This is a genomic window from Xanthobacter sediminis (assembly GCF_043195015.1).
GTDB lineage: Bacteria > Pseudomonadota > Alphaproteobacteria > Rhizobiales > Xanthobacteraceae > Xanthobacter.
The window spans coordinates 16,290-39,535 of sequence record NZ_JBAFWH010000003.1; the positions used below are offsets into that span (position 1 = coordinate 16,290).

The 23,246-nt window shown below is 70.6% G+C and carries 15 protein-coding genes; 11 read left to right on the forward strand and 4 right to left on the reverse strand.

What is annotated here, in order from left to right; translation table 11 throughout:
• Positions 1-12 precede the first annotated feature (12 nt).
• The 4 genes from V5F61_RS04220 (at position 13) to V5F61_RS04235 (ending at position 4,539) form a co-directional block, all read left to right on the forward strand.
• On the forward strand, positions 13-1,455 hold the full coding sequence (locus V5F61_RS04220) for a LutB/LldF family L-lactate oxidation iron-sulfur protein (protein WP_393989532.1): 1,443 nt from the start codon (positions 13-15) through the stop codon (positions 1,453-1,455).
• Entirely contained in the window at positions 1,452-2,135 is a 684-nt protein-coding gene (locus V5F61_RS04225; RefSeq protein WP_393989533.1) for a LutC/YkgG family protein, read from the forward strand. Before V5F61_RS04220 ends, V5F61_RS04225 begins: the two co-directional genes overlap by 4 nt.
• Positions 2,136-2,278: 143 nt before the next feature.
• Complete coding sequence (locus V5F61_RS04230; protein WP_393989534.1) at positions 2,279-2,998, forward strand: hypothetical protein; 720 nt, start codon at positions 2,279-2,281, stop codon at positions 2,996-2,998.
• 356 nt (positions 2,999-3,354) lie between these two features.
• On the forward strand, positions 3,355-4,539 hold the full coding sequence (locus V5F61_RS04235) for a methyl-accepting chemotaxis protein (RefSeq protein ID WP_393989535.1): 1,185 nt from the start codon (positions 3,355-3,357) through the stop codon (positions 4,537-4,539).
• A 397-nt stretch (positions 4,540-4,936) separates the two neighbouring features.
• Here the strand turns inward: V5F61_RS04235 and hisN are convergent, their stop codons facing one another.
• Entirely contained in the window at positions 4,937-5,710 is a 774-nt protein-coding gene (gene hisN, locus V5F61_RS04240) for a histidinol-phosphatase (protein WP_393989536.1), read from the reverse strand.
• A 340-nt stretch (positions 5,711-6,050) separates the two neighbouring features.
• Here hisN and V5F61_RS04245 point away from each other — a divergent pair, with 340 nt between their 5' ends.
• The 7 genes from V5F61_RS04245 (at position 6,051) to rfbA (ending at position 16,133) form a co-directional block, all read left to right on the forward strand.
• Positions 6,051-8,498 carry a GcvT family protein gene (locus V5F61_RS04245; RefSeq protein ID WP_393989537.1) on the forward strand — a complete coding sequence of 816 codons (2,448 nt, stop codon included), beginning with the start codon at positions 6,051-6,053 and terminating at the stop codon, positions 8,496-8,498.
• Positions 8,499-8,757: 259 nt separating this feature from the next.
• Positions 8,758-9,705 (forward strand): ABC transporter substrate-binding protein, encoded by a 948-nt coding sequence (locus V5F61_RS04250; RefSeq protein ID WP_393989538.1) that lies wholly within the window; start codon positions 8,758-8,760, stop codon positions 9,703-9,705.
• A 99-nt stretch (positions 9,706-9,804) separates the two neighbouring features.
• Positions 9,805-10,839, forward strand: a complete 1,035-nt coding sequence (locus tag V5F61_RS04255) for a quaternary amine ABC transporter ATP-binding protein (protein WP_393989539.1) — start codon at positions 9,805-9,807, stop codon at positions 10,837-10,839.
• On the forward strand, positions 10,836-12,857 hold the full coding sequence (locus tag V5F61_RS04260; RefSeq protein WP_393989540.1) for an ABC transporter permease: 2,022 nt from the start codon (positions 10,836-10,838) through the stop codon (positions 12,855-12,857). Before V5F61_RS04255 ends, V5F61_RS04260 begins: the two co-directional genes overlap by 4 nt.
• A 19-nt stretch (positions 12,858-12,876) precedes the next feature.
• Complete coding sequence (locus V5F61_RS04265) at positions 12,877-13,755, forward strand: phosphotransferase (protein WP_393989541.1); 879 nt, start codon at positions 12,877-12,879, stop codon at positions 13,753-13,755.
• A gap of 233 nt (positions 13,756-13,988) precedes the next feature.
• Entirely contained in the window at positions 13,989-15,155 is a 1,167-nt protein-coding gene (locus V5F61_RS04270; protein WP_393989542.1) for a nucleotide sugar dehydrogenase, read from the forward strand.
• 105 nt (positions 15,156-15,260) lie between these two features.
• Positions 15,261-16,133, forward strand: coding sequence for a glucose-1-phosphate thymidylyltransferase RfbA (rfbA, locus tag V5F61_RS04275; protein WP_393989543.1), 873 nt, complete (start codon positions 15,261-15,263; stop codon positions 16,131-16,133).
• A gap of 140 nt (positions 16,134-16,273) precedes the next feature.
• On the opposite strand, the gene trxA is transcribed toward rfbA, so the two are convergent.
• The 3 genes from trxA to addB form a co-directional block, all read right to left on the reverse strand.
• Positions 16,274-16,594 (reverse strand): thioredoxin, encoded by a 321-nt coding sequence (gene trxA / locus V5F61_RS04280; RefSeq protein ID WP_393989544.1) that lies wholly within the window; start codon positions 16,592-16,594, stop codon positions 16,274-16,276.
• Positions 16,595-16,680: 86 nt separating this feature from the next.
• Entirely contained in the window at positions 16,681-20,175 is a 3,495-nt protein-coding gene (addA, locus tag V5F61_RS04285; RefSeq protein ID WP_393989545.1) for a double-strand break repair helicase AddA, read from the reverse strand.
• Complete coding sequence (gene addB, locus V5F61_RS04290; RefSeq protein WP_393989602.1) at positions 20,172-23,204, reverse strand: double-strand break repair protein AddB; 3,033 nt, start codon at positions 23,202-23,204, stop codon at positions 20,172-20,174. Before addB ends, addA begins: the two co-directional genes overlap by 4 nt.
• Positions 23,205-23,246 lie beyond the last annotated feature (42 nt).

A 23,246-nucleotide genomic window follows, 5' to 3' on the forward strand; every position in this document is an offset into this window, starting at 1 on the left:
GGGAGCACCGCCATGAGCGTCGCCATCACCTCGCCCCGCCTCAAGGAGAACGCCGCCGCGGCGCTCGAGGACGCCCAGCTCCAGGAAGCCCTCGCCAAGGTGGGCCCGGGCTTTATCGGCAAGCGCCGTGCCGCGGCCGAGAAGATGCCTGAGTTCGAGGACCTGCGCGACAGCGCGCGGGACATCAAGAACCACACCCTCGCCCACCTCGACCTCTACCTGGAGCGGTTCGAGGAGAAGGTGCGCGCGGCCGGCGGCCATGTGCACTTCGCGGTGGACGCGGCGGATGCCCGCGCCATCGTCACCGACATCTGCCGGCGCCTCGGCGCGAAGACGGTGACCAAGGGCAAGAGCATGATCTCGGAAGAGATCGGCCTCAACGACCACCTGGAGGCGCAGGGCATCGTCCCGGTCGAGACCGACCTCGGCGAATATCTCATCCAGATCCGGGGCGAGACGCCCTCCCACATCATCGCCCCCGCCATCCACCTCAACAAGCGGCAGGTGGAGGCGGACTTCCGCCGCGTGCACACCGACCTGCCGGAGGACCGCGACCTCACCGAGCCCACCTCGCTCCTGGCGGAGGCACGGGGCGAGCTGCGCCAAAAGTTCCTGGTGGCGGACGTGGGCATCACGGGCGCCAATTTCCTGATCGCGGAAACCGGCACCTCGGTGCTCGTGACCAACGAGGGCAACGGCGACCTCACCCAGACCCTGCCCAAGGCGCACATCGTGCTCGCTTCTCTGGAGAAGCTGGTGCCGACGCTGGAGGACGCCACGCAGATGCTGCGCGTGCTCGCCCGCTCGGCCACCGGGCAGGACATGAGCGTCTACACCAGCTTCTCCACCGGCCCGCGCCGCTCCGACGATCCCGACGGGCCCGGCGAATACCATGTGGTGCTGCTGGACAACGGGCGCTCGGCCATGCTCCAGGGCGAACTGCGGGAGATGCTGCGCTGCATCCGCTGCGGCGCCTGCATCAACCATTGCCCCGTGTACCACGCCATCGGCGGCCACGCTTACGGCTGGGTCTATCCCGGCCCCATGGGCTCGGTGCTCACGCCCGCGCTCATCGGCGTGGAGAAGGGCGCGAACCTGCCCAACGCCTCCACCTTCTGCGGCCGGTGCGAGGAGGTGTGCCCGGTGCGCATCCCCCTGCCGAAGCTCATGCGGCACTGGCGGGAGAAGGAGTTCGAGCGCCACCTCACCCCGGCGCCGCAGCGCTACGGGCTGAAGCTGTGGAGCTTCCTCGCCACGCGCGGCTGGCTCTACCGGCCAGCCACCCGGCTCGCCATGGCGGCGCTGGGGGCGCTCGGCCGTGCGAAGGGGCGCTTCTCCGCCCTGCCGCTCGCCGGCGGGTGGACGAAGCACCGCGACTTTCCCGCCCCCGAGGGCGATACCTTCCAGGCCCAGTGGCGCGCCCGCAAGGCCGCGAACCGGAGCACCGCGCGATGACCAGCTCCCGCGACACCGTCCTCGCCTCCGTCCGCCGGGCGCTGGGGGTCACCTCGAAGGAAGCGCCGCGCCGCCAGGAGGTGGCCGACCGGCTCGCGGGGCACCCGGCCGGCGTAGTGCCGGCGCGCGGCCGGCTGCCTCCGGCGGAACGCCTCGACCTGTTCAAGGAAATGGTGCTGGCGGCAGCGGCCACCCTCGATCACCTGCCCGGCGATGCGCAGGTGCCCGGCGCCATCGCCGCTTACCTGCGCGCCCGCAACCTGCCGGCGACCCTGCTGCGCGGCGCGGACGAGCGCCTCGCCATCCTGCCCTGGTCCAGCGAGCCGCAGCTCGACGTGTGGATCGGCCCGTCCGACGGACGCCAGCTCGTGGGATTGTCCCATGCCTTCGCCGGCGTTGCGGAATCCGGCACGCTCGTGTTGCTCTCGGGCCAGGACAATCCCACCACCCTCAATTTCCTGCCCGACCACCACCTCGTGCTCATCGACGCGCGCGACGTGGCGGGCGACTACGAGGCGGTGTGGGCCCGCATCCGCGCCCGCTTCGCGCCGGGAGCACTGCCGCGCACGGTGAACATGGTCACCGGCCCGTCGCGCTCGGCCGACATCGAGCAGACCCTGCTGCTGGGCGCCCACGGCCCGCGCAGCCTGCACGTGCTGCTGGTGGGCGAAGCCACCTGACGTTCCGGAAAATGATGCCGTTGCGCAACGCTCCCCGCGTAAATGCGGGGCGCCGGAAGACTGTTGCCACGGTGAAGCAAACTTGGCTTGCCGCCCGGCACGATTGACGGCAGAACTCGGCTGTCACGATCCATGGTGCCCAAATGACGTTGAGCTTGCGCTTTGCCGTGGCGCTGTTCGCAGCGCTGTTCCTGACCGCCACCGGCCGGCCCGCCGCCGCTCAGGGCACCCCCCACGTCTACCTCATGCGCGGCCTCGCCAACGTGTTCTCCCTGGGCATGGACGATCTGGCCGCCAAGCTCAATGCCCGTGGCATCCCCGCCCAGGTGTATGAGTACGGCCAGTGGGAGCAGGTGGCCGCCCAGGCCTCCGCGGTGAGCAGGTCCGAGCGCGGCTCGCCCATCATCATCATCGGCCATTCGCTGGGCGCGGACGCCGCCATCGAAGCGAGCGAGCGCCTCACCGCCCTCGGCACCCCCCCGAAGCTGGTTGTGACCTTCGATCCCGTGGGCGTGAACACCGTGGGCAAGGCCTCCGGCCGGTTCGTGAACTACTACCAGGCCAACAATGGCTACGGTAAGCGCCTCACCGCCGGCCCCGGCTTCCGTGGCAAGCTGGTGAACCGCGACCTCGACGGCGTAGCGTCCATCGACCACTTCAACATCGAGAAGATGCCCAAGCTGCATGCCGAGGTGATGGCCTCCATCCAGGCCCTCAAGTCGCGGCCGAAGCCGAAGCCCGTGCCCGCCGCCCCGGCAGCGACGCCCGCCTCCGAAACCGCCGGCACGAAGCCGCCCGCCGCGCTGCCGGCCTCCGGCTCCAGCGAGCGCACGGCCACCGCGAGCGGCCAGAAGGCCATGTGACGCCGCAGGGGCGTCCTCGGGTTGCAGATCCGGCGCGATGGCGCCAGGTGAGCTGAAAGCAAGGGCCGCGACTTCCCGAGGGAGGCCGCGGCCCTTTGCTCATCCGGCCGCCGCGCGGGCTCCCCCAAGGCAAGGAAGCGCCCGTGTCCAAAGCTTCCGGCAAGCTCCGCGTGTTTCATTCGTGAGCCGGCACGCATCAAGGCGTGCCCTGGCACCGGCAAGGCACCCGAACTAAATCAAGTAGAGTTGTTTCGAGGCGAGGGAACGCCATCGTGTTCAACTATATAATAACCCTACTTGGCATCTTCACAAAGGGCCTTGGCCTGAGAATTGTCCTTTGCTTCATGCCACCGATAGTGGCTGCGTGGACATTCTTTATCCTTCATCTGGTGAACCTGTACCAATTCCACCCCGAATCCTTCACGCAGACGCTGGTTCTGGGATTGCTCGGCATCGCCGTGGGCAGCGTTATCGTCTGTGTGCTCATTCTTTCCATCGTCCCGCCGCTGCGGCGGATCGTTGATGTCACCTCCACCCTCCAGCAGGGCAGGACCGATTTCACCATCCCCTACCAGGGCCGCAAGGATGAGATCGGCGACCTCGCCCGATCGTTCGAGGTGCTGCGCGAGGGCCTCATCAAGGCCGCCACGCTCGAAGCCGCGAACCGCGCCGAGGCGGAGGCGAAGATCGCCCACGGCACCCGCATCGCGGGCCTCGCCCGCAATTTCGAGGCGGTCATCAAGGCGGTGGTGGGCAGCCTCACCGGCTCCGCGGGCGACCTTCAGGCGAGCGCAGCGGCCATGCTGGCGGCCTCCCAGCAGACCCAGCAGCAGAGCAACGTGGTGGCCTCCGCCTCGCAGGATGCCTCATCGAATGTCCAGGCGGTGGCCGGCGCCACGGAGCAGATGACCGTCTCCAGCCGCGAGATCGGCCGGCAGGTCTCCAACGCCTCGCAGATGGCCGCCGCCGCGGTGCAGGAGGCGAACCGCACCGGCACCGTGGTGGACCGCCTCGCGCGCGACGCCGAGAAGATCGGCTCGGTGATCCAGCTCATCCAGGAAATCACGGCGCAGACCAACCTGCTCGCCCTCAACGCCACCATAGAGGCGGCGCGGGCGGGAGACGCCGGCCGCGGCTTCGCGGTGGTGGCGAGCGAGGTGAAATCCCTCGCCGCGCAGACCGCCAAGGCCACCGAGGACATCGCGACACAGATCACGGATATCCAGACCGCGACCAGCTCGACCGTGGATGCCATCAAGGGCATCAGTGATTCCATCGCCGACATCAGCGACGTGGCCTCCGCGGTGGCCTCCGCCGCCCAGCAGCAGGTGACGGCGACGGCGGAAATCTCCGACAACGTGCAGCAGGCGGCGCTCGGCACCGGCGAGATTTCACGGAACATCGCCGGCGTGGCGGAGGCGGTGGACCAGACCAGCACCGTCGCCGGCACCGTGCTCAACGCCGCCAACCAGCTCGCCACCGAAGCCGAAAGCCTGCGCCGGGAGGTGGAGACCTTCCTCGCCGCCCTCGACAAGGCCTGATCCCGCGGCCGCGCGGGCGGCGCCCTCACGCCGTCCGTGCAGTGGCGGGGAAGCGGAGCTTTAGCTCCGGGACCGGACATCCAGCTTTGACCGCGCCGGCTCCCCCTGCTCCGGCATGTCCGACGTCGACGGAGAAGGGCGTGGGACCGGCCGCCTCCCATCCGAGCCCTCCAAGACAAGCCCGAACACGACCGCTCCGATATGGGAGGGGTCGGCGGCGCCGCGCTCCGCCCCGTGCACCACCAGACTCGCCCCTCCCTGCACGTGTCGTGCGAGGGGGACGGCGCCCGGCCTTAGGCCATCAGCCCCGGCCTTTGACCAGGCGCCGAGCGGGTTTGCTCAAGCACCATGCGGGCTTCACCAAGGACCCACGAGAAAAGCTCACGGGCCATTGGCATCAGCCGTTGAGCGCCCGCAGTGCCGCCGCGTGCAGGGCCAGCGAGGCAGCGGCCACCACCTTGCCGTCGGAAGCGAGGCCCAGCGGGCGGCCCTGCCAGTCGGTCATCACGCCGCCGGCGCCCTCCACCACAGGCACCAGCGCCATGTAGTCGTAGGGCTGAAGCGCGGTTTCCACCACCAGGTCGCAATGGCCGGAGGCGAGAAGGCCGTATTGGTAGCAATCGCCGCCGAAGCGGCGCATGGCCCCCTGGCGGCTCAGCGCGTCGTAGCGCGCCCAGTCCTCGGGGGTGAAGAAGTCAGGCGAGGTGGTGTAGACGCGCGCGTCCGCCAGCACGGCGCAGCCGCTCACCCGCGCCGGCACGCCGTTCAGGGTGGCGCGGCCCGGCAGGCCCACCCAGCGCTCGCCGAGGGGCGGAACCTCGATCACCCCCACCTGCGGCACCCCCTTCTCGGCGAAGGCGATGAGCGCCCCGAACAGGGGCATGCCGGTAATGAAACTCTTGGTGCCGTCGATGGGGTCGATAACCCACAGATGGTCGTCGCCGCCGGTCATGCCCGCTTCCTCGCCGAGGATGGCGTGGCCGGGGAAGCGCGCGGCGATGGCCTCGCGCAGGGCGGCCTCGATGGCCTTGTCGGCGACAGTCACGGGGCTCTCGTCAGCCTTCCGCTCGAAGGCGGTGGTCTTGCGGAAATGCGCCCGCGCCAGGGTGCGCGCCGTGTCGGCGAGCGTCCCGGCGAAGGCGGCGACGAGATCCGCATCGATATCGGTCATGGAATTCCCCTCTTCCCGCGGGCGGCCTCGCAATGCGCCCACGGCCTGCGGCCGAAACACACCGGCGCCTTATGACAGTCCACAAAAACCTCTCTTTGCCACACAAAGCAATATGATTTTGTGGATTTTCGTTGACTTCGCCGCAGCGCAGCAGGAATCATATGTGGGTTCGCGGGCTTCACCGGGCGCGCACCACACAGCCGCAATGCCCGCGGCAGAGCCACCCGTGCCAGGGGCGCGTGAGCTTTTCTCACGGGCTCCTGGTCAAGCCCGCGCGGCGTTTGAGCGAAACCCACTTGGCGCGGTCAAGGACCGGGGCCGATGGTATCAGGGGATATTCATGGCTGAGTTTCCGACCCAGGCCCAGGTCGTCATCGTCGGCGGCGGCATCATCGGCACGTCCACCGCCTATCACCTCGCCAAGCTGGGCTTCAAGGACACGGTGCTCATCGAGCGCCACAAGCTCACCTCGGGCTCGACCTTCCACGCCGCCGGCCTCGTCGGGCAGTTGCGCTCCAACGCCAACATCACCCAGCTCCTGGGTGAATCGGTGAAGATCTACCAGACGCTGGAGCAGGAGACGGGCCTTGCCACCGGCTGGAAGATGAACGGCGGCCTGCGCCTCGCCTGCACAGAGGAGCGCTGGACCGAGGTGAAGCGCCAGGCCACCACCGCGCGCTCCTTCGGGCTGGAGATGCACCTGCTGACGCCGAAGGAGGCGCAGGAGCTGTGGCCGCTCATGGACATCTCCGACGTGGTGGGCGCCGCCTTCCTGCCCACCGACGGGCAGGCCAATCCCTCCGACATCACCGGCTCGCTGGCCAAGGGCGCGCGCATGAACGGCGCCCGCATCTTCGAGGATACCGAGGTCACCGGCTTCAAGGTGGAGAACGGCCGCGTCACCGTGGTGGAGACCAGCCGCGGCCCGATCCGATGCGAGATCGTGGTGAACTGCGCCGGCCAGTGGGCCCGCGAGGTGGGCGCCATGGTGGGGGTGAACGTGCCCCTGGTCTCGGTGGAGCACCAATACATGGTGACGGAGCGCATCGCGGGCGTCACCTCCACCTTGCCCACCCTGCGCGACCCCGATCGCCTCACCTATTACAAGGAGGAAGTGGGCGGCCTCGTCATGGGCGGCTACGAGCCGAACCCCATTCCCTGGGCGGTGGGCGGCTTCCCCGAGAAATTCAACTTCCAGCTCCTCCAGTCCAATTTCGACCATTTCGAACAGCTCATGGAGCTGGCGCTCGGCCGCGTGCCGGCGCTCCAGACCGCCGGCATCAAGCAGCTCATCAACGGGCCCGAGAGCTTCACGCCCGACGGCAACTTCATCCTGGGCCAGGCGCCGGAGCTCACCGGCTTCTACGTGGGCGCGGGCTTCAACGCCTTCGGCATCGCCTCCGGCGGCGGCGCGGGCAAGGTGCTGGCGGAGTGGATCGTCGGCGGCGAGCCGCCCTATGACCTCTCGCCCGTGGACATCCTGCGCTTCGGCCGCAACCACCAGGACGTGAACTGGGTGCGCAAGCGCACGCTGGAGGCCTATGCCAAGCACTACACCATCGCCTGGCCCCACGAGGAGCACAAAAGCGGGCGCCCGCTGCGCCGCTCGCCGCTCTACGACCGGCTGAAGGCGCAGGGCGCCGTGTTCGGCGAGAAGCTGGGCTGGGAGCGGCCCAACTGGTTCGCCGTCGAGGGCGAGGAAGCCCAGGACCACTACACCTTCGGCCGCCCCAACTGGACCGACGCCGTGGCGCGCGAGCACAAGGCCACCCGTGAGAGCGTGAGCGTGTTCGACCAGACCTCGTTCGCGAAATTCATGCTCATCGGCAAGGACGCGGAGGCCGCCCTCTCCTATGTCAGCGCCGGCGACATGACGCGGCCCGCGGGCACGCTCACCTATGCCCCCATGCTGAACGCCCGCGGCGGCATCGAATGCGACCTCACGGTGGGGCGGCTCGCGGCGGACACCTATTACATCGTCGCCGGAACGGGCGCGGCCACGAAGGATTTCGACTGGCTGAAGCGCCGCCTGCCGGCGGGCCTCGACGCCCATCTCATGGATGTCTCATCCATGTATGCGGTGCTGGCGCTCATGGGCCCGAACGCCCGCAAGGTGCTGGAAAAGCTGACCCGCGACGACGTTTCGAACGCGGCCTTCCCGTTCGCCACCGTGCGCAACATCAACGTCGCCGGCGCACCGGTGATGGCGCTGCGCCTCACCTTCGTGGGCGAGCTGGGGTGGGAGCTGCACATTCCCGTGGAGTTCGCCGCCACCGTCTATGAGGCGGTGATGGAGGCGGGCGCCGAGTTCGGCATCCGCAATGCCGGCTACCGCGCCATCGAGACCCTGCGCCTGGAGAAGGGCTACTGGGCCTCGGGCGCCGACATCGGCCCTGACCACACCCCATTCGAGAGCGGTCTCGGCTGGGCGCTCAAGCGCGACACCGGCACGCCCTTCATCGGCCGCGAGGCGCTGGAGAAGAAGCGGGCCGAGCCGCTGAGGAAGCGCCTCGCCTGCTTCACGGTGGACGACCCGCAGGTGGTGCTGCTGGGCCGGGAAACCATCTACCGCGACGGCGAGCGGGTGGGCTGGCTCTCCTCCGGCGGCTTCGGGCACACGCTGGGCAAGCCCATCGGCTACGGCTACGTGCGCCAGCCGGAAAAGGGCCTCGACGACGCCTTCGTGCTGTCGGGCACCTATGAGCTGGACGTGGCGACCGTGCGGGTGCCGGCGAAGGTGCACCTTTCGCCGCTCTACGACCCCGAGATGAAGAAGATCCTCGCCTGACCGGCGGGTGACGCGCGCGCCGCCGCCTGTCCCTCGTGCGGCGGCGCGCGCCCTCGATTTCCGGCCGCAAACCCAAGCGAAAGGAGAGACCTCGTCCTGCCCCCAAAATAGTCACAGGAAGCCGCAAATTCGCGCACGCGGGTTGCGAAAAAACAAAATATGCTCCGCTTCATTCCTGGGACGATATGAAATTTCTGCCTAGTGAACGGCGCCTAGAGCCGCAACAAATCGCGCAAATAAACTTCCAAAGGGGTTCCGCATGCTTCGCACTCTGTCTCGCATCGCCCTCGCGGGCGTCGTCTCCATGGCGGTCGGCACGGCATGGGCCGCGCCGGAATCCAAGGATCCCATCAAGATCACACTGAACGACTGGACCGGCCAGCTCCTCAGCGCCCACATCATGGGTGAGATCCTGAAGAAGCAGGGCTACAACGTCGAATATGTCCCGGCGGATTATCTTGCTCAGTTCTCGGGCATGGGCACCGGCGACCTCACCGTGGCGCCGGAAGTCTGGGCCACCACCGCGCAGGAAGCCCTTGACGCGGCCGTGAAGACCGGCGGCGTGGAGAACGTGGGCTCCTCCGGCATGGAAGCCCGCGAGGACTGGTGGTTCCCCGAATACATGAAGGAAAAGTGCCCCGGCCTGCCCGACTGGAAGGCCCTGAAGAATTGCGGCGCCGCCTTCTCCACTCCCGACACCGCCCCCAAGGGGCGCTATCTCGGCGGCCCCTCCACCTGGGGCGGCTATGACGAGGAGCGCGTGGAAGCCCTCGGCCTGCCGTTCGAGGTCATCCATGCCGGCACCGATGCCGCCATGTTCGCCGAGCTGAAGAGCGCCTACGAGCGCAAGGCCCCCATCATCCTCTGGATCTACACGCCGCACTGGGCGCCCATCAAATACAAGGGCGAGTTCGTGGAGTTCCCGGCCTATGAGCCGGCCTGCTACGAAGATCCCGCCTGGGGCGTGAACAAGGAAATGAAGTATGACTGCGCCAAGCCGCGCGGTCCCATCTGGAAGGCAGTGTGGTCCGGCATGCAAAAGAAGTGGCCGGGCGCCTACGAGATCATCAAGGACTACAAGTTCGACAACCAGACCATGGGCGAGCTTGCTGCCCGCGTCGATATCGACGGCCAGAAGGTCGAGGACGTGGCCGCCGAGTGGGTCAACAAGAACGAGCCCACCTGGAAGGCCTGGGTGAAGAAGTGACCGCCTGAGAGGCGTTCACACCCATCGAGACCCGCGCCCGGAGGGAGGCTCCTCCATCCGGGCGCGCGCCGGCACCTTCGTTTCCAAGGCCACACAGCCATGAGCCATCCCGTTCTCGCCTGTCGCGACGTCGCCAAGCTCTACGGGGCGAAAGCCCGGAAGTTCGTCGTCGACGGCCGCCTCACCGCCGATGCCGCGACCCTGGCCGAAGCCGGGGTCACCGCCGCCGTGCGCGACGTCAACCTTGAGATCCAGCGCGGGCAGACCTTCGTCATCATGGGCCTGTCGGGCTCGGGCAAGTCCACGCTCGTGCGTTGCCTTTCGGGCCTCACGCCCCCCACCGCCGGCGAGGTGCTGTTCGAGGGGCGCGACCTGTTCAAGTATTCCGAGAGCGAGCTGATCCAGATCCGCCGCCACCAGATGGGCATGGTGTTCCAGCACTTCGCGCTGCTGCCCCATCTCAACATCCTGCAGAACGTGGCCTTCCCCCTGGAGATCCAGGGCCGCACCAGGGCCGAGCGCCTGGACAAGGCGCAGAAGATGATCGAGCTCGTGGGCCTGAAGGGTCGCGAGCACCGCTTCCCCAGCGAGCTTTCCGGCGGCCAGCAGCAGCGCGTGGGCATCGCCCGCTCCCTCGCCGCCGACCCGGACCTGTGGTTCCTGGACGAGCCCTTCTCCGCCCTCGACCCCCTCATCCGCCGCGAGATGCAGGACGAGGTGCTGCGCCTCCAGGGCATGCTCAAGAAGACCATCGTCTTCATCACCCACGATTTCGACGAGGCGGTGCGCATCGCCGACCGCATCGCCATCATGAAGGACGGGCGCGTGGAGCAGATCGGCTCCGCCGAGGAGCTGGTGCTCACCCCCGCCACCGACTACGTGCGCGCCTTCACCCGCGAGGCGCCGCGCGCCAAGATCCTCACCGCCCGCGCCATCATGACGCCCGCCCCGGCCGACGCGAAATTCGCCGGCCTCATCGAGGCCAAGGCACGCATCTCCGCCTTCGCCCATCAGGTGGGCTCCGCCGATGGCGTCTACGGCGTGGTGGACAACGGCCGCATCCTCGGCGCCATCGACCGGCTCGCCATGATCGACGTGCTCGTGGGCCGCGAGCCGAGGGGCGTGGCGGCATGACCATGGCGAGCGCGCAGGACACGACACCGGACACGGACCCGCAGGCGGTCGCCGCCCCCTTCCCCTGGCGCCGGCTGGTGTGGCCGGCGGTAGTGGTGCTCACCATCGTCGCGGTGATGCTGCCCGCCGGGGCCCTGCCGGGCTGGGCCACGAAATATCCCGTCGCCTGGCAGCTGCCGCTTGCCGCGTGGATCTCCGATTTCATGAAGTGGCTGATGAACAGCGCCTCGTTCGGCCTGTTCACCGTGCGCGACCTCACCCGCGCCATCTCGGCAGTGCTCAACCTGCCGCTGACGGTGGCGAAGTCGATCTTCGCCACCGGCGTGATGCAGGGCGAGGGCTCGGCGGCGGTGCAGCTGTTTCCGCCCGTGCCGTGGTTCTCGCTGGTGATCGCGGCCACCGCCGTCTCCTACGCCATCGGCGGCCTGCGCCTCGCGGTGGGCATGGCGCTGGGCCTCGCCTACCTCGCGGTGTTCGGCCAGTGGACGAGCGCCATGGTCACCTTCGCTTCGGTGCTTGTGTCGGCCATCATCGGCGCCTTCGGCGGCCTGCTGCTGGGCCTTGGCTGCGTGCGCTCGCGGACGCTGGAGCGGCTGATGTCGCCCCTGCTGGACGTGGCGCAGACCATGCCGGTGTTCGCCTATCTGCTGCCCATGCTGATCCTGTTCGGCTTCGGGCCGGTCTCGGCCATGATCGCCACCATCATCTATGCGGTACCGCCCATGGTCCGCATCACCATCGTGGCCATCCGCGCCGTGCCGGAGGAGATTGACGCGCTCGGCCGCATGACCGGCTGCACGCGCCGCCAGATCACCTGGAAGATGCTGGTGCCCTCCGCCATGCCCGCGCTCATGGTGGGCGTGAACCAGGTCATCATGCTCTCGCTCAACGTGGTCATCATCGCCTCGATGATCGGCGCCGGCGGCCTCGGCTGGGACGTGCTGGCGGCCCTGCGGCGCCTCGACATCGGCGGCGGCCTGGAGGCGGGCCTCGCCATCACCGTGCTCGCCATCCTGCTCGACCGCTTCGCCCAGGCACTGGCCTTCCGTGCCCGGCGCGCCGGCCGCGGCGGCAACCAGAAGCGCGTTCGGCTTGCCGTCTACGGGGCGCTGGCGGTTGCGGCGGCGGGCTGGCTCGCGGCCGCCCACTGGCCCCATGTCGCGCCCTATCCGGAGGCGTGGCGCCTGTCCACGGCACCCTTCTGGGGCGATCTCGTGTCCTGGATCAACATCAATTTCAACGGCCCGCTCGACGCGGTGAAGACCTTCATCCTGCTCAACGTGCTGGCGCCGGTGAAGCAGTTCATGCTGGCCCTGCCCTGGCCCTGGGTGGTGGCGGTGACGGCGCTCGCTGGCTACTGGCTCGGCGGCGTGCGGCTCGCGCTCACGGTCGGCCTCATGTGCGCCTTCATGGCGGTGGTGGGGCTGTGGCCGGCGACCATGATCACGGTCTATCTGTGCGGCGTGGCGGTGGTCATCTCCGTGCTCATCGGCGTGCCCGTGGGGGTCGCCTGCGCCCAGCGCCCGGCCCTGCGCACGGTGGTGGAATGGATCATCGACACGCTGCAGACCCTGCCGGCGTTCGTCTACCTCATTCCCATCGTGATGCTGTTCCGGGTGGGCGACTTCACGGCCCTCATCGCCATCGTGCTCTACGCCATCGCCCCGGCCATCCGCTACACCGCCCACGGCGTGGCGCAGGTGTCGCCGCACCTCGTGGAGGCGGGCGTGATGAGCGGCTGCACGCGACGGCAGATCCTCACCCGCATCCGCCTGCCGCTGGCGGTGCCGGACATGCTGCTGGGCCTCAACCAGACCATCCTGCTGGCGCTGTCCATGCTGGTCATCACCGCGCTGGTCGGCACTCGCGACCTCGGCCAGGTGACCTATGCCGCCCTCGCCAAGGCGGACGTGGGCCTCGGCCTCGTCGCCGGCCTGTCGGTGGCGTTCATCGGCATGATCGCCGACCGGCTGATCACGGCCGGCAGCGCCCGGCTGAAGGCCCGCGCGGGACATTGAAGAACGGCAGGGAACATCCATGAGCAGCAACGCCGCGGACCGCATCCGCGCCCTGTCCTTCTGGGGCGGCCCCGTCGACCCCAAGCCCCTCGGCGGCGGCATCACCAACTCGAACTTCCTGGTGGAGGACGGACCGCGCAAATACGTGGTCCGCCTCGGCGCCGACATCCCGCTGCACAACGTCATGCGCTTCAACGAGCGCGCGGCGGCGCTGGCGGCGGAGGCGGCCGGGGTCTCCCCCGCCCTGCGCTACTTCGAGCCCGGCCTCATCGTCATCGACTTCATCGAGGGGCGCACCTTCAACGAGGCCGACGTGCGCGCGAACCTCTCGCGCGTGGTGGAGCTGGTGCAGCGCGCCCACCGGGAGGTGACCCGCCACATCCGTGGGCCGGCGCTCGGCTTCTGGACCTTCCATATCCTGCGCAATTACATCGCCGCGCTCGCCGACCGGCGCCACCGCCTGGCCGGCGACCTGCCCCGTTTCTCGGCGGTGATCGATCGCCTCGAAGCCGCGCTCGGCCCCACCGAGATCGTATTCGGCCACAACGACCTCTTGCCCGCCAACTTCATCGACGACGGCAAGAGGCTGTGGCTGATCGACTGGGACTACGGCGGCTTCAACACCCCGCTGTTCGACCTCGGCAACCTCGCCTCCAACAACGAGTTCGACCTCGCCCAGCGCCGCGACCTGCTGCGCCTCTACTATGAGCGCGAGCCGGACGATGCCCTGCGCCTGAGGTTTCAGGCCATGTTCGTGGCCTCGCTGCTGCGCGAAAGCCTGTGGAGCATGATCTCGGAGCTCGAATCCCAGATCGACTTCGACTACCGCGCCTATACCGCCACCAACCTCCACCGCTTCGAGCGCGCTTTCGCCGACTTCGACACGATGCGCGCCTGACCCCGATCATCGTGAGCCCGGCTCATGGCGATCGGTCGAGCCCGCGCCGCGTTTGAGAGCCGTCTATTCGGCGCCGATCGACGGCCGGGGCCGATGGCATGCCCCCGAAGGCCAGGCGCCCACGGGCGCCGTTCCCGCTGCCCCGGCATCTGCCCCCGAACGCGCCCCCTTGGCGCGGCCGGAGCGAGGGTCTAGAGCGTTCACGCGCGCAGAACCGATGGGACGGGCTGAAGATGCGGATCGCGATCGCGGGACTGGGATATGTGGGCCTCTCCAATGCCGTGCTTCTGGCCCAGAAGCACGTGGTGACCGCCCTCGACGTGGACCCCGAGCGGGTGGCGGCCATCAACGCCCGCCGCTCCCCCATCGTCGATCCCGACATCGAGCACTATCTCGCGGAGCGCGCGCTCGACCTCAAGGCCACCCTCGATCCGCGCGAGGCGTTCGCGGGCGCCGCGTTCGTCATCGTCTCCACCCCGACCAATTACGACGTCCGCACCAGCCACTTCGACACCCGCTCGGTGGAGACGGTGATCGACCAGGCGCTCGCCATCAATCCCGACGCCACCCTCATCATCAAGTCCACCATCCCCGTGGGCTTCGTGCAGCAGGTGCGGGCCCGGCTCGGGCGCGAAAACATCATCTTCTCCCCGGAATTCCTGCGCGAGGGCAAGGCGCTCCACGACAACCTCCACCCCTCCCGCATCATCGTCGGCGACCACACCGAGGCCGCGCACACCTTCGCCGGCCTGCTGAAGGACTGCGCCATCCGCCAGGACGTGCCGGTGCTGTTCACCGGCCCCGGCGAGGCGGAGGCCATCAAGCTGTTCGCCAACACCTACCTCGCCATGCGGGTGGCCTTCTTCAACGAGCTGGACAGCTACGCCCTCGCCTTCGGCCTCGACACGCGGGAGATCATCGGCGGGGTGAGCCTCGACCCGCGCATCGGCGGGCACTACAATAACCCTTCCTTCGGCTACGGCGGCTACTGCCTGCCCAAGGACACGAGGCAGCTGCTCGCCAATTATTCCACCGTGCCGCAGAGCCTCATCCGCGCCATCGTGGACGCCAACTCCACCCGCAAGGACTTCATCGCCGAGCGCATCCTGGCGCTCGCGCCCCGGCACGTGGGCATCTACCGCCTCACCATGAAGGCGGGCTCCGACAATTTCCGCGACAGCTCCATCCAGGGCATCATGAAGCGGATCAAGGCCAAGGGCGTTCCCGTCACGGTCTATGAGCCGCAGATCCGGGAATCGCACTTCTTCAACTCCCCGGTGGAGCGCGACCTTTCGACCTTCAAGGCCCAGGCCGACGTGATCGTCGCCAACCGCTGCACCGACGAGCTCGCCGACGTGGCGGACAAGGTCTTCACCCGAGACCTGTTCGGCTCCGACTGAGCGGGAGCCGCCCGCCGGAGGCCGTCGCGCTTGCCCCACCGGCGGTTTCGGCGCACACAGCGACGGGCGGCACAACCGCCCAATGACCGAGAGCAGAGAGAACGCATGAAGGGCATCATCCTCGCCGGCGGGAGCGGCACGCGCCTGCATCCCCTGACCCTCGTCACCTCCAAGCAGCTGATGCCGGTCTACGACAAGCCGATGATCTACTACCCGCTGTGCGTCCTCATGCGCGCGGGCATCACCGAGATCCTCATCATCTCCACCCCGCAGGACGTGCCCCAGTTCCAGCGCCTGCTGGGCGACGGCAGCCAGTGGGGCATCTCCTTCTCGTATGCGGTGCAGCCCTCCCCGGACGGCCTCGCCCAGGCCTACGTGATCGGCGCGGACTTCGTGGCCGGCGAAAGCTCCGCCCTCATCCTCGGCGACAACATCTTCTACGGCCACGGCCTGCCGGAGCTGCTGGCGCCCGCCGCCCAGCGCGCCGAGGGCGCGACCGTCTTCGCCTATTACGTCAATGATCCCGAGCGCTACGGCATCGTCGAGTTCGATGCCCAGGGCCGGGCGCTGACCATCGAGGAGAAGCCCAGGCAGCCGCGCTCCAACTGGGCGGTCACGGGCCTCTATTTCTACGACGCGCAGGTGGTGGACATCGCCGCCAACCTGAAGCCCTCCGCCCGCGGCGAGCTGGAGATCACGGACGTCAACCGCGCCTATCTGGAGCGCGGCCAGCTCCAGGTGGAAAAGATGGGCCGGGGCTATGCCTGGCTCGACACCGGCACCCACGACAGCCTGGTGGACGCCGCCACCTTCGTGCGCACCCTGGAGCGCCGGCAGGGTCTGCGCATCGCCTGCCCGGAGGAGATCGCCTTCGTCAGCGGCCTCATCGGCCGCGACCAGCTCCACAAGCTCGGCGAGAAGCTCGGCAAGAGCGAATATGGCCGCTACCTGATGCGCATCGCCGAGGAGAACGCCTGAGACCAAAGGCCCGCGGCGCTTGAGCGAAACCCGTGCGGCGGCGCTCGAAGACCGGGGCCGATGGCATCAGGCAGGCTCCCTGAAACGAGAAAGGCCCCCGAGCACGCTCGGGGGCCTTTCTTTTTCCGACGCCGGCCGGCTCAGACGGCAGCGTTGATCCACTGCACCAGCTTGGCCTTCGGGGCGGCGCCCACCTGGCGGGAGGCGATCTTGCCATCCTTGAACATCAGCAGGGTGGGAATGGACATGATGCCGTACTTGGACGCGGTCTGCGGATTCTCGTCCACGTTCAGCTTGACGATGCGGACCTTTTCGCCGAGCTCGCCGGAAACCTCCTCGAGGATCGGCGCCACCATGCGGCACGGACCACACCACTCCGCCCAGAAATCGACAATCACCGGCGCACCGGACTTGAGCACGTCGGTCTCGAAATTCTGATCGGTCACCTTTTCGACGGCCATGGCATACCTCGTAGGGGCAGAAGGGAAGAACCCACTGAATCTTGCTCCGGAACGTAGGGATGCCCTCCCCGTCCCGTCAAGCCGCGTCACGCTGAGGTGAGCGCCGGGAGCCGGGAGAGCGCCGCCGCCAGCCTCGCGCCGTCGAGCACGAACACGCGCGGCGCGGCGGTGTAGACGAGCCGCGCCTCCACCGCCCGCCCCCCGAATACGCGCGACAGCACCGCCCCGTAGAGGGCGAGCTGCGCCACATGGGTCTCCCGGACGCCTTCAAGGCTTTCCGGGGGCGCGCGGTCGGTCTTGAAGTCGGCGAGGAGGAGCCGGTCGGGCAGGATGGCGAGCCGGTCGATGCGCCCGTTCACCGCCACGCGCCCGCCGCCCGGCAGGTCGAGATGCCCCGCCACCGGCAGCTCCGGCCGGCTCTCCCCGCTGAACAGATCCGCGAGCGGCGCATGGCCGAGCACCCCGAGCGCCTCGGCCATGATCTCGTCATGGGCGGTGGCGTCGAGCTTAGCCCCGGCATGACGCAGCAGGCGCAGCCCCGCCGCCGCCCGCTCCTGCGGCGCGATCGGCGGCAGGCCGGCGAGCAGCCGGTGCACGAGATCACCCCGCACCAGCGGCGAGAGGCCGGAGGGCCCGGCCTGATCACCCGCCACGCGCGGCGCCGCTCTTGACGGGCGCAGCACCCGTGGCGGTGCCTCATGGGGCGGCGGCCCGGCGAAGGCGAGGGGCGCCACCGCTTCGGCGGCGGCGGCCGGCGCCCGCGGCGCGAGGCCGAGCACGCCGGAGGCCGCGCCCTTGCCCCAGCGCAGCACGCTGCCCTCGAAGCCGAAGGCCGGCACCTCCTCCGCCTCGGGCGAGAGGGCGGTGCGCACCAGCTCATACCAGCAGCCCTCGGGCCGGGCATGGGCCTTGTCCTTCGCCGGCAGGCTGGTCTCGGCGCCGCAGACCACGAGGGCGTCCTCGGCACGGGTGAGGGCCACGTAGAGCAGGCGGCGGTATTCATCCAGCTCGCGGGCGGCGGCGGCGGCGCGCGCCTCGGCGATCGCGGGCGAATCCTCCGCCTTGCGCGCGGCCAGCACCGGCACCTCCAGCCCGCAGGAAGACAGGCGCAGGAAGCCGCCGGCGGTGCGCGGGCGCGGCAGGTCCACCGTGTCGGCCAGGATCACCAGCGGTGCCTCCAGGCCCTTGGCGCCGTGCACGGTCATAACCCGCACCTCGTTGCGCCCGCTCTCCATGTCGCGCTTGGTCTCGGCGCCGCCGCGGCGCAGGAAGGCGAGGAAGCCGGGCAGGCTCGCGGGCTCGGCGCCCTCATAGGCGCGCGCCAGGGCCATGAACTCGTCCAGCACGTCCGCGGCCTCGGGGCCGAGCCGCGCCAGCATGGCCCGCCGGCCGCCGTCACGCCCCAGCACGCGGGCGTAGAAATCGAACGGCCGTAGCGCCAGCGCCTCCTCCCGCCAGCCGGCGAGCCGGCGCGCGGCCGCCTGCACCTGCACGCCCCCGGCGGCGGCAAGGACATCCGCGAGCCGGCCGGGACGGCCGGGGCACAGCACCATCAGGTCGTCATCGGTGAGGCCGAACAGGGGGCTCTTGAGCACGCTGGCGAGGGCGAGGTCGTCGTCGGGGCACAGGAGCGCGTCGCCCAGCGCCATCAGATCGAGGGCCGCGATGTGCTCGGCCACCACCAGGCGGTCGGCGCCGGCCACCGCCACCTCGGGGTCGTTCAGCTCCTTGAGGGCGCGGATGACGGCCTCGAACACGCGGCCCCGCCGGCGCACCAGCACCAGCACGTCGCCGGCCCGCATGGCCGCCCCCCCGCGCGCGGGCATGGCGAGCCCGGATCGGACCCCCGCCTGCACGAAGCCGGCGATGCGCCGCGCCAGCAGGTTCACCGGGTCGTCACCGGGCACCGCGTCCAGCGGGCGGCGCCAGTCGTCCACCTCGGGGGCGGGGCTCGGCACCGTGGTGGGCCACAGCTCCACCAGGGCCGGCGCGTCGGCCCGGATGGCGGCGTGGACGGGGGCGGAGGAATCCAGCGTCAGGCCGGCGTGGGCGTCGGTACCGGAAAAGATGCGGTCCACCGCCTCCAGCACGCCCGGCGCAGAGCGGAAGGAATGGGGCAATTGCACCTGCCGGAAGGCGGCGCCGCCGGCCTTCTGCGCGAATTCCGCGCGCATGGAGCCGAAGGCGCGCGGGTCCGCCCCCTGGAAGGAGAAGATGGACTGCTTCTCGTCCCCCACCACGAAGATGGTGCGCTTCACCCCCGGCCGCGCGCCCTCGCCGGAGAAGAAATCCGAGGTGAGGCCGTGCACCACCCGCCACTGGGCCGGGCTCGTGTCCTGCGCCTCGTCCACCAGCACGTGGTCGATGCCCTGGTCGAGCTTGTAGTGCACGAAGGAGGCGGGCACCTGATTGAGCAGACCGGAGGCGCGCGCCACCAGGTCGTCGAAGTCCAGCAGGCCGCGCTGGGCCTTCTCCGCCTCATAGCGCCGGCAGGCCTCCGCGCCCAGCACGAGCGCCGCCTCGGTGCGCTCCAGCACGCGGGCGCCGCGCAGCGCATCCTCCAGCCCGGCGAGGCGCTCGCGCTCGGCCTGCATGCGGGCCAGAAGGTCGGGGTAGTTGTCGGCCACGAACTTGGTGGCGAGGGAGCGGTCGGCGCGCGGCTTCCGCTCGGCCGTGAGGAACACGCCGAGATATTCCGCCCGCGCCTCGGCCGGATCGCCCGAGTGGTAGGCGGCCAGCAGCGCGGCGGCGCGCTCCTGGTCGGTCTTCTTGTCGGAGGTGGCGAGGGCCGCGGCCGCAGCCTCCCACTCGCTCCAGGGCAGGTGCGGGCTATCCAGAAGCTGCGCCTCCAGCTCCGCCACCCCGGCGCCGTGGGGCACCCCCAGCGCCCGCGCCAGGGCGCTGCGGCGGGCGGCCGCGCCCTCCCCCAGGGCCGCGATGCGCTCGCGCTCGGCGATGGCGGCGTCGAGCATGGCAGTGATGGAGCCGTCGGAGAGGTCGGCCATCAGCATGGCGAGCGCCCGGCCCAGCTCGCCCGCGGGGGCGGCCGCCGCCTCGATGATGAGCGACTGGCGGATGCGCGCCATCAGCTCGGCGCGCGCCACCTCGTCCAGCTCGCGGAAGCCGGCCGCCACCCCCGCCTCGAACGGGAAGCGATGCAGGAGGCCGCCGCAGAAGGCATGGATGGTCTGGATCTTGAGCCCGCCCGGCGTCTCCAGGGCGAGGGCGAACAGCCGGCGCGCGCGGGCGCGCAGGGCGGGCGTCACCCGCTCTCCGGTCGCCTGCACCAGCTCCGCGTCGAGCCCGGCATCGTCCAGCCCCACCCAGCGGCCGAGGATGCCGAGCACCCGGTTCGACATGTTGGCCGCCGCCGCCTTGGTGTAGGTGAGGCACAGGATGCGCGCCGGCGCCACCCCGTCCAGCAGCAGGCGGATGACGCGCCGCGCCAGCACATGGGTCTTGCCCGAGCCGGCATTGGCCGAGACCCAGGCCGAATGGGCGGGATCGGACGCCAGCGACTGGCGGCGCGTGGCCTCGGCCTTGGGACCCGTGGCCGAGGCCGCATCGGACGCGCTGCTCATTGCTCCTCCTCCCCGCCGAGCGCCCATTCGCGCACCCGCGCCAGATGGTCATAGTCGCCGAAGCCGCCCTGCCACTGGGGCGCGGCGAGGGAGCGGTAGCCCTGCCGCTCGTCCTCGAACGCCGCGAGCAGGGAGAGAAGGCCGGCGAGCGCGGTCTCGGCCACGTCCGTGGGGGTACGGTCCCTGTAGCGGATGGGTTTCTCCTCGCCGCCCGCGGCGCCGCCCTTCAGCTCCACATAGGTGATCTCGGACACCGGCAGCGGCGGCACGTGGCGGAAGGCGCCCTTCGCCGCCATGGCCGCCTCCAGCGCGAGCTGGGGGGAGAGGGAGGCCACCTGCTTCGCGCTCGGCGCCGTGCCGGTCTTGTAGTCGAGGATCGCGAGCGTGCCGTCGCGCCTTACCTCGATGCGGTCGGCGCGGCCGGCGAGGCGGAAGCTCCGCTCGCCCAGCGGCAGGTCGAGCGCGCCCGGCGTCTCCGCGACGATGGCCTCGCTGCCGGCCCGGCGGCGGCGCTCGAACTCCACCATGAAGGCCGCCACGCGCTCGAACCGCGCCCACCACACCGCATGCTCCGCCGGGAACACGGTGAGCGGCGCGAAGGCCCGGCGCCCGTGCTCCAGGAGCTGCGCCAGCGCATCTGCCGGCAGCGCCTTGGGGAAGGCGGTGGTGAAGGTGCCCAGGGCCTCGTGCAGGGCCGAGCCGCGCTCGGCGGCGCCGGGAGCGGCGTCCAGCGGATCGAGGGGCGTGAGGCCGAGCACGTGGCGGGCGAAAATGGAATAGGGATCGCGCAGGAAGGTCTCGATCTCCGTCACCGTCAGCCGGCGGGGCCGCAACGCCAGCGGCGGGGCGGGCGCCGGGCGTGCCGCACGCGGCACGGGGGGAGCGACATCGAGCGCCACCGCCGCCGCGCGCCAGCGCGCGCCGCGCACGCGCGCCTCGGCGGCAAGTGCGGGGCCCAGCACGGTCTCAAGCCGCTTCAGGAAGCGCGAGGGCACGCTCTGGGTGCCCCCCACCTTGCCGGCGTAGGTCAGCACCACCTCGGGCGCGCCGAAGGCCTGCACGAAATCGTGGGCGGAAAGGCCGATCCGCCGCTCCGGCAGGTCGAGCCCGAGATCGAGCCGCATGGGCCGGCTGAGCCAGGGGTCCGTCTCGCCCTGGCGGGGCCACACCCCTTCCACCAGGCCGCCCAGCACCACCCGGTCCACCCGCACCAGCCGCGCTTCCAGCGGCCCCAGGATGCGCAGGCGCGCGTGGCGCTCCCCCGCCGGCCGCACCATGGCGTCACCGATGAGGGAGGAGACGGCGTCCGCATAATCGGAAAGGGCGAGGTCCGGCCCGTCGCCGGCCGCCGCCGCCACCGCCGCGAAGGCCCGCGCCAGCGCCGCGAGGGCCGGGTCGTCGTCATCCTCCAGCAGCGGGCCGGCGATGGCCTCGACGGCGGCGCGGTGGGCCGCCACCAGCTCGGGCAGCGGCAGCGGGCCGCGCCGCTCAGCGAGAGCAGACAGCGGAGCCATGGCCGCGTCGAGCTGGTCCACCAGAAGCTGCGCCCGGTCAAGGGCGGCTCCGGTGAGGCGGCGGCGCGGATCGGCACCCCGGAAGCGGTCGGGATCGCAGGCATCGAGCGCGGCCCGCAGCCCCGCCACCCCGGCCCGCGGGCGCGGGCCGCGCAGGGCCGCAAGCTCCAGCGCCGCCAGCGCCTCCGCCTTCAGGTCGTCGTCGAGCCCGAGGCGCGCCAGGGGGTGGCTCACCAGGGCGAACAGCGGCACCGGCGCCCACGCCTGCGCCGCCACCTCCGCCACCAGCCGCGCCAGCCGGCCCAGGGGCGCTTCCGCCAGCGGCGTGCCGGCGGAATCGTCCACCATCACCCCGAAGCGCGCCATCTCCGAGACCACCCGGCGGGCGAGGTCGCGGTCGGGGGTCACGAGGGCGGCGGTCTCTCCCGGCCGCTCCAGGCTCTCGCGCAGCAGCAGCGCGACGGCGAGCGCCTCCTGGCGCGGATCATCCGCCTCCACCACGGTAAGGCGCTCCGTCGCCTCGGCCCGCGCCTCCGGCGGCAGGCGCTCGGGCAAAAGCGCCCACAGGTCGGAACTCTCCGCCTGTCGCATGGCCTCGCTCAGCAGCAGCTCGCGCGGGCCGGCGGCGGCCAGCGGCTCCACCCCGGCGCGGGAGGTCTCCAGCGTCCGCAGCAGCCGGGCGAGGCCGTATTGCGGATGGTCCGGCGCGCCCCGGACGGGATCCCCCAGGACCGCGAACGCTTCGTCCTCCATCACAAGGTCCAGGCCCGGCAGCACCACCGCGCCCCGGGGCAGGCGCGAGATAGCCTTCAGCAGTCGCGCCGTGGCGGGCATGGAGCCGGTGGAGCCGGCGGCGATCACCGGCCCCGCCCCGGCGCCCAGCTCCGCGAGCCGGCGCGCCTCGGCATCCACCAGCGCGTCGCGCCGCACCGCCGGCTCCACCAGCCCCTCCTCGGCCAGGTAGCCGTCGAAGCCCGCGCGGGCGATGCGCACGAAATCGAGGCTGATCTCGAAATAGGGGTCGAGCTCGCGCGGGGTCAGGCCGTCGAGGCGCGCCAGCGGGACGCCGGCGGTAGAGAGGTCGTCGAACAGGCGGGCCAGCTCGTCCGCCAGCGCCAGGGTCGCGGCCGGCCCGGCGGCCACCGCGGCACGCCCCTCCCCGGCCTTCAGCGCCGCGCGCCAGCGCGCCACCAGGGCGGCCAGCACCAGCCGGCGGTGCACCGGGGCGATGGCGTGGGGCGCGGCGAGCAGCGGCGCGTCCTCGGAGAAGGCGAGCGCGTCCTCGTCCACATCGCCCAGGGGCACGATACGGGGCAGGAGCAGGGCGCCGGTGCCCGCTTCCTCCAGCAGCGCCTCGGCGAACAGGCGGCAGGCGCGGCGGGTGGGCAGGAACACGGTGGCCTCGGCGAGGGCCATGGGGTCATGGCGCGGCGCGTATCCCGCGATCAGCCGCCCCTCCAGCAGCGCCCGCGCCAGGGTGGCGAGAAAGGGCGCGGTGGGCGCAATGGTGAGCACGCGGGACAAGAGCCAGCCTCCGGACGCGAATCGGGCCGGGCC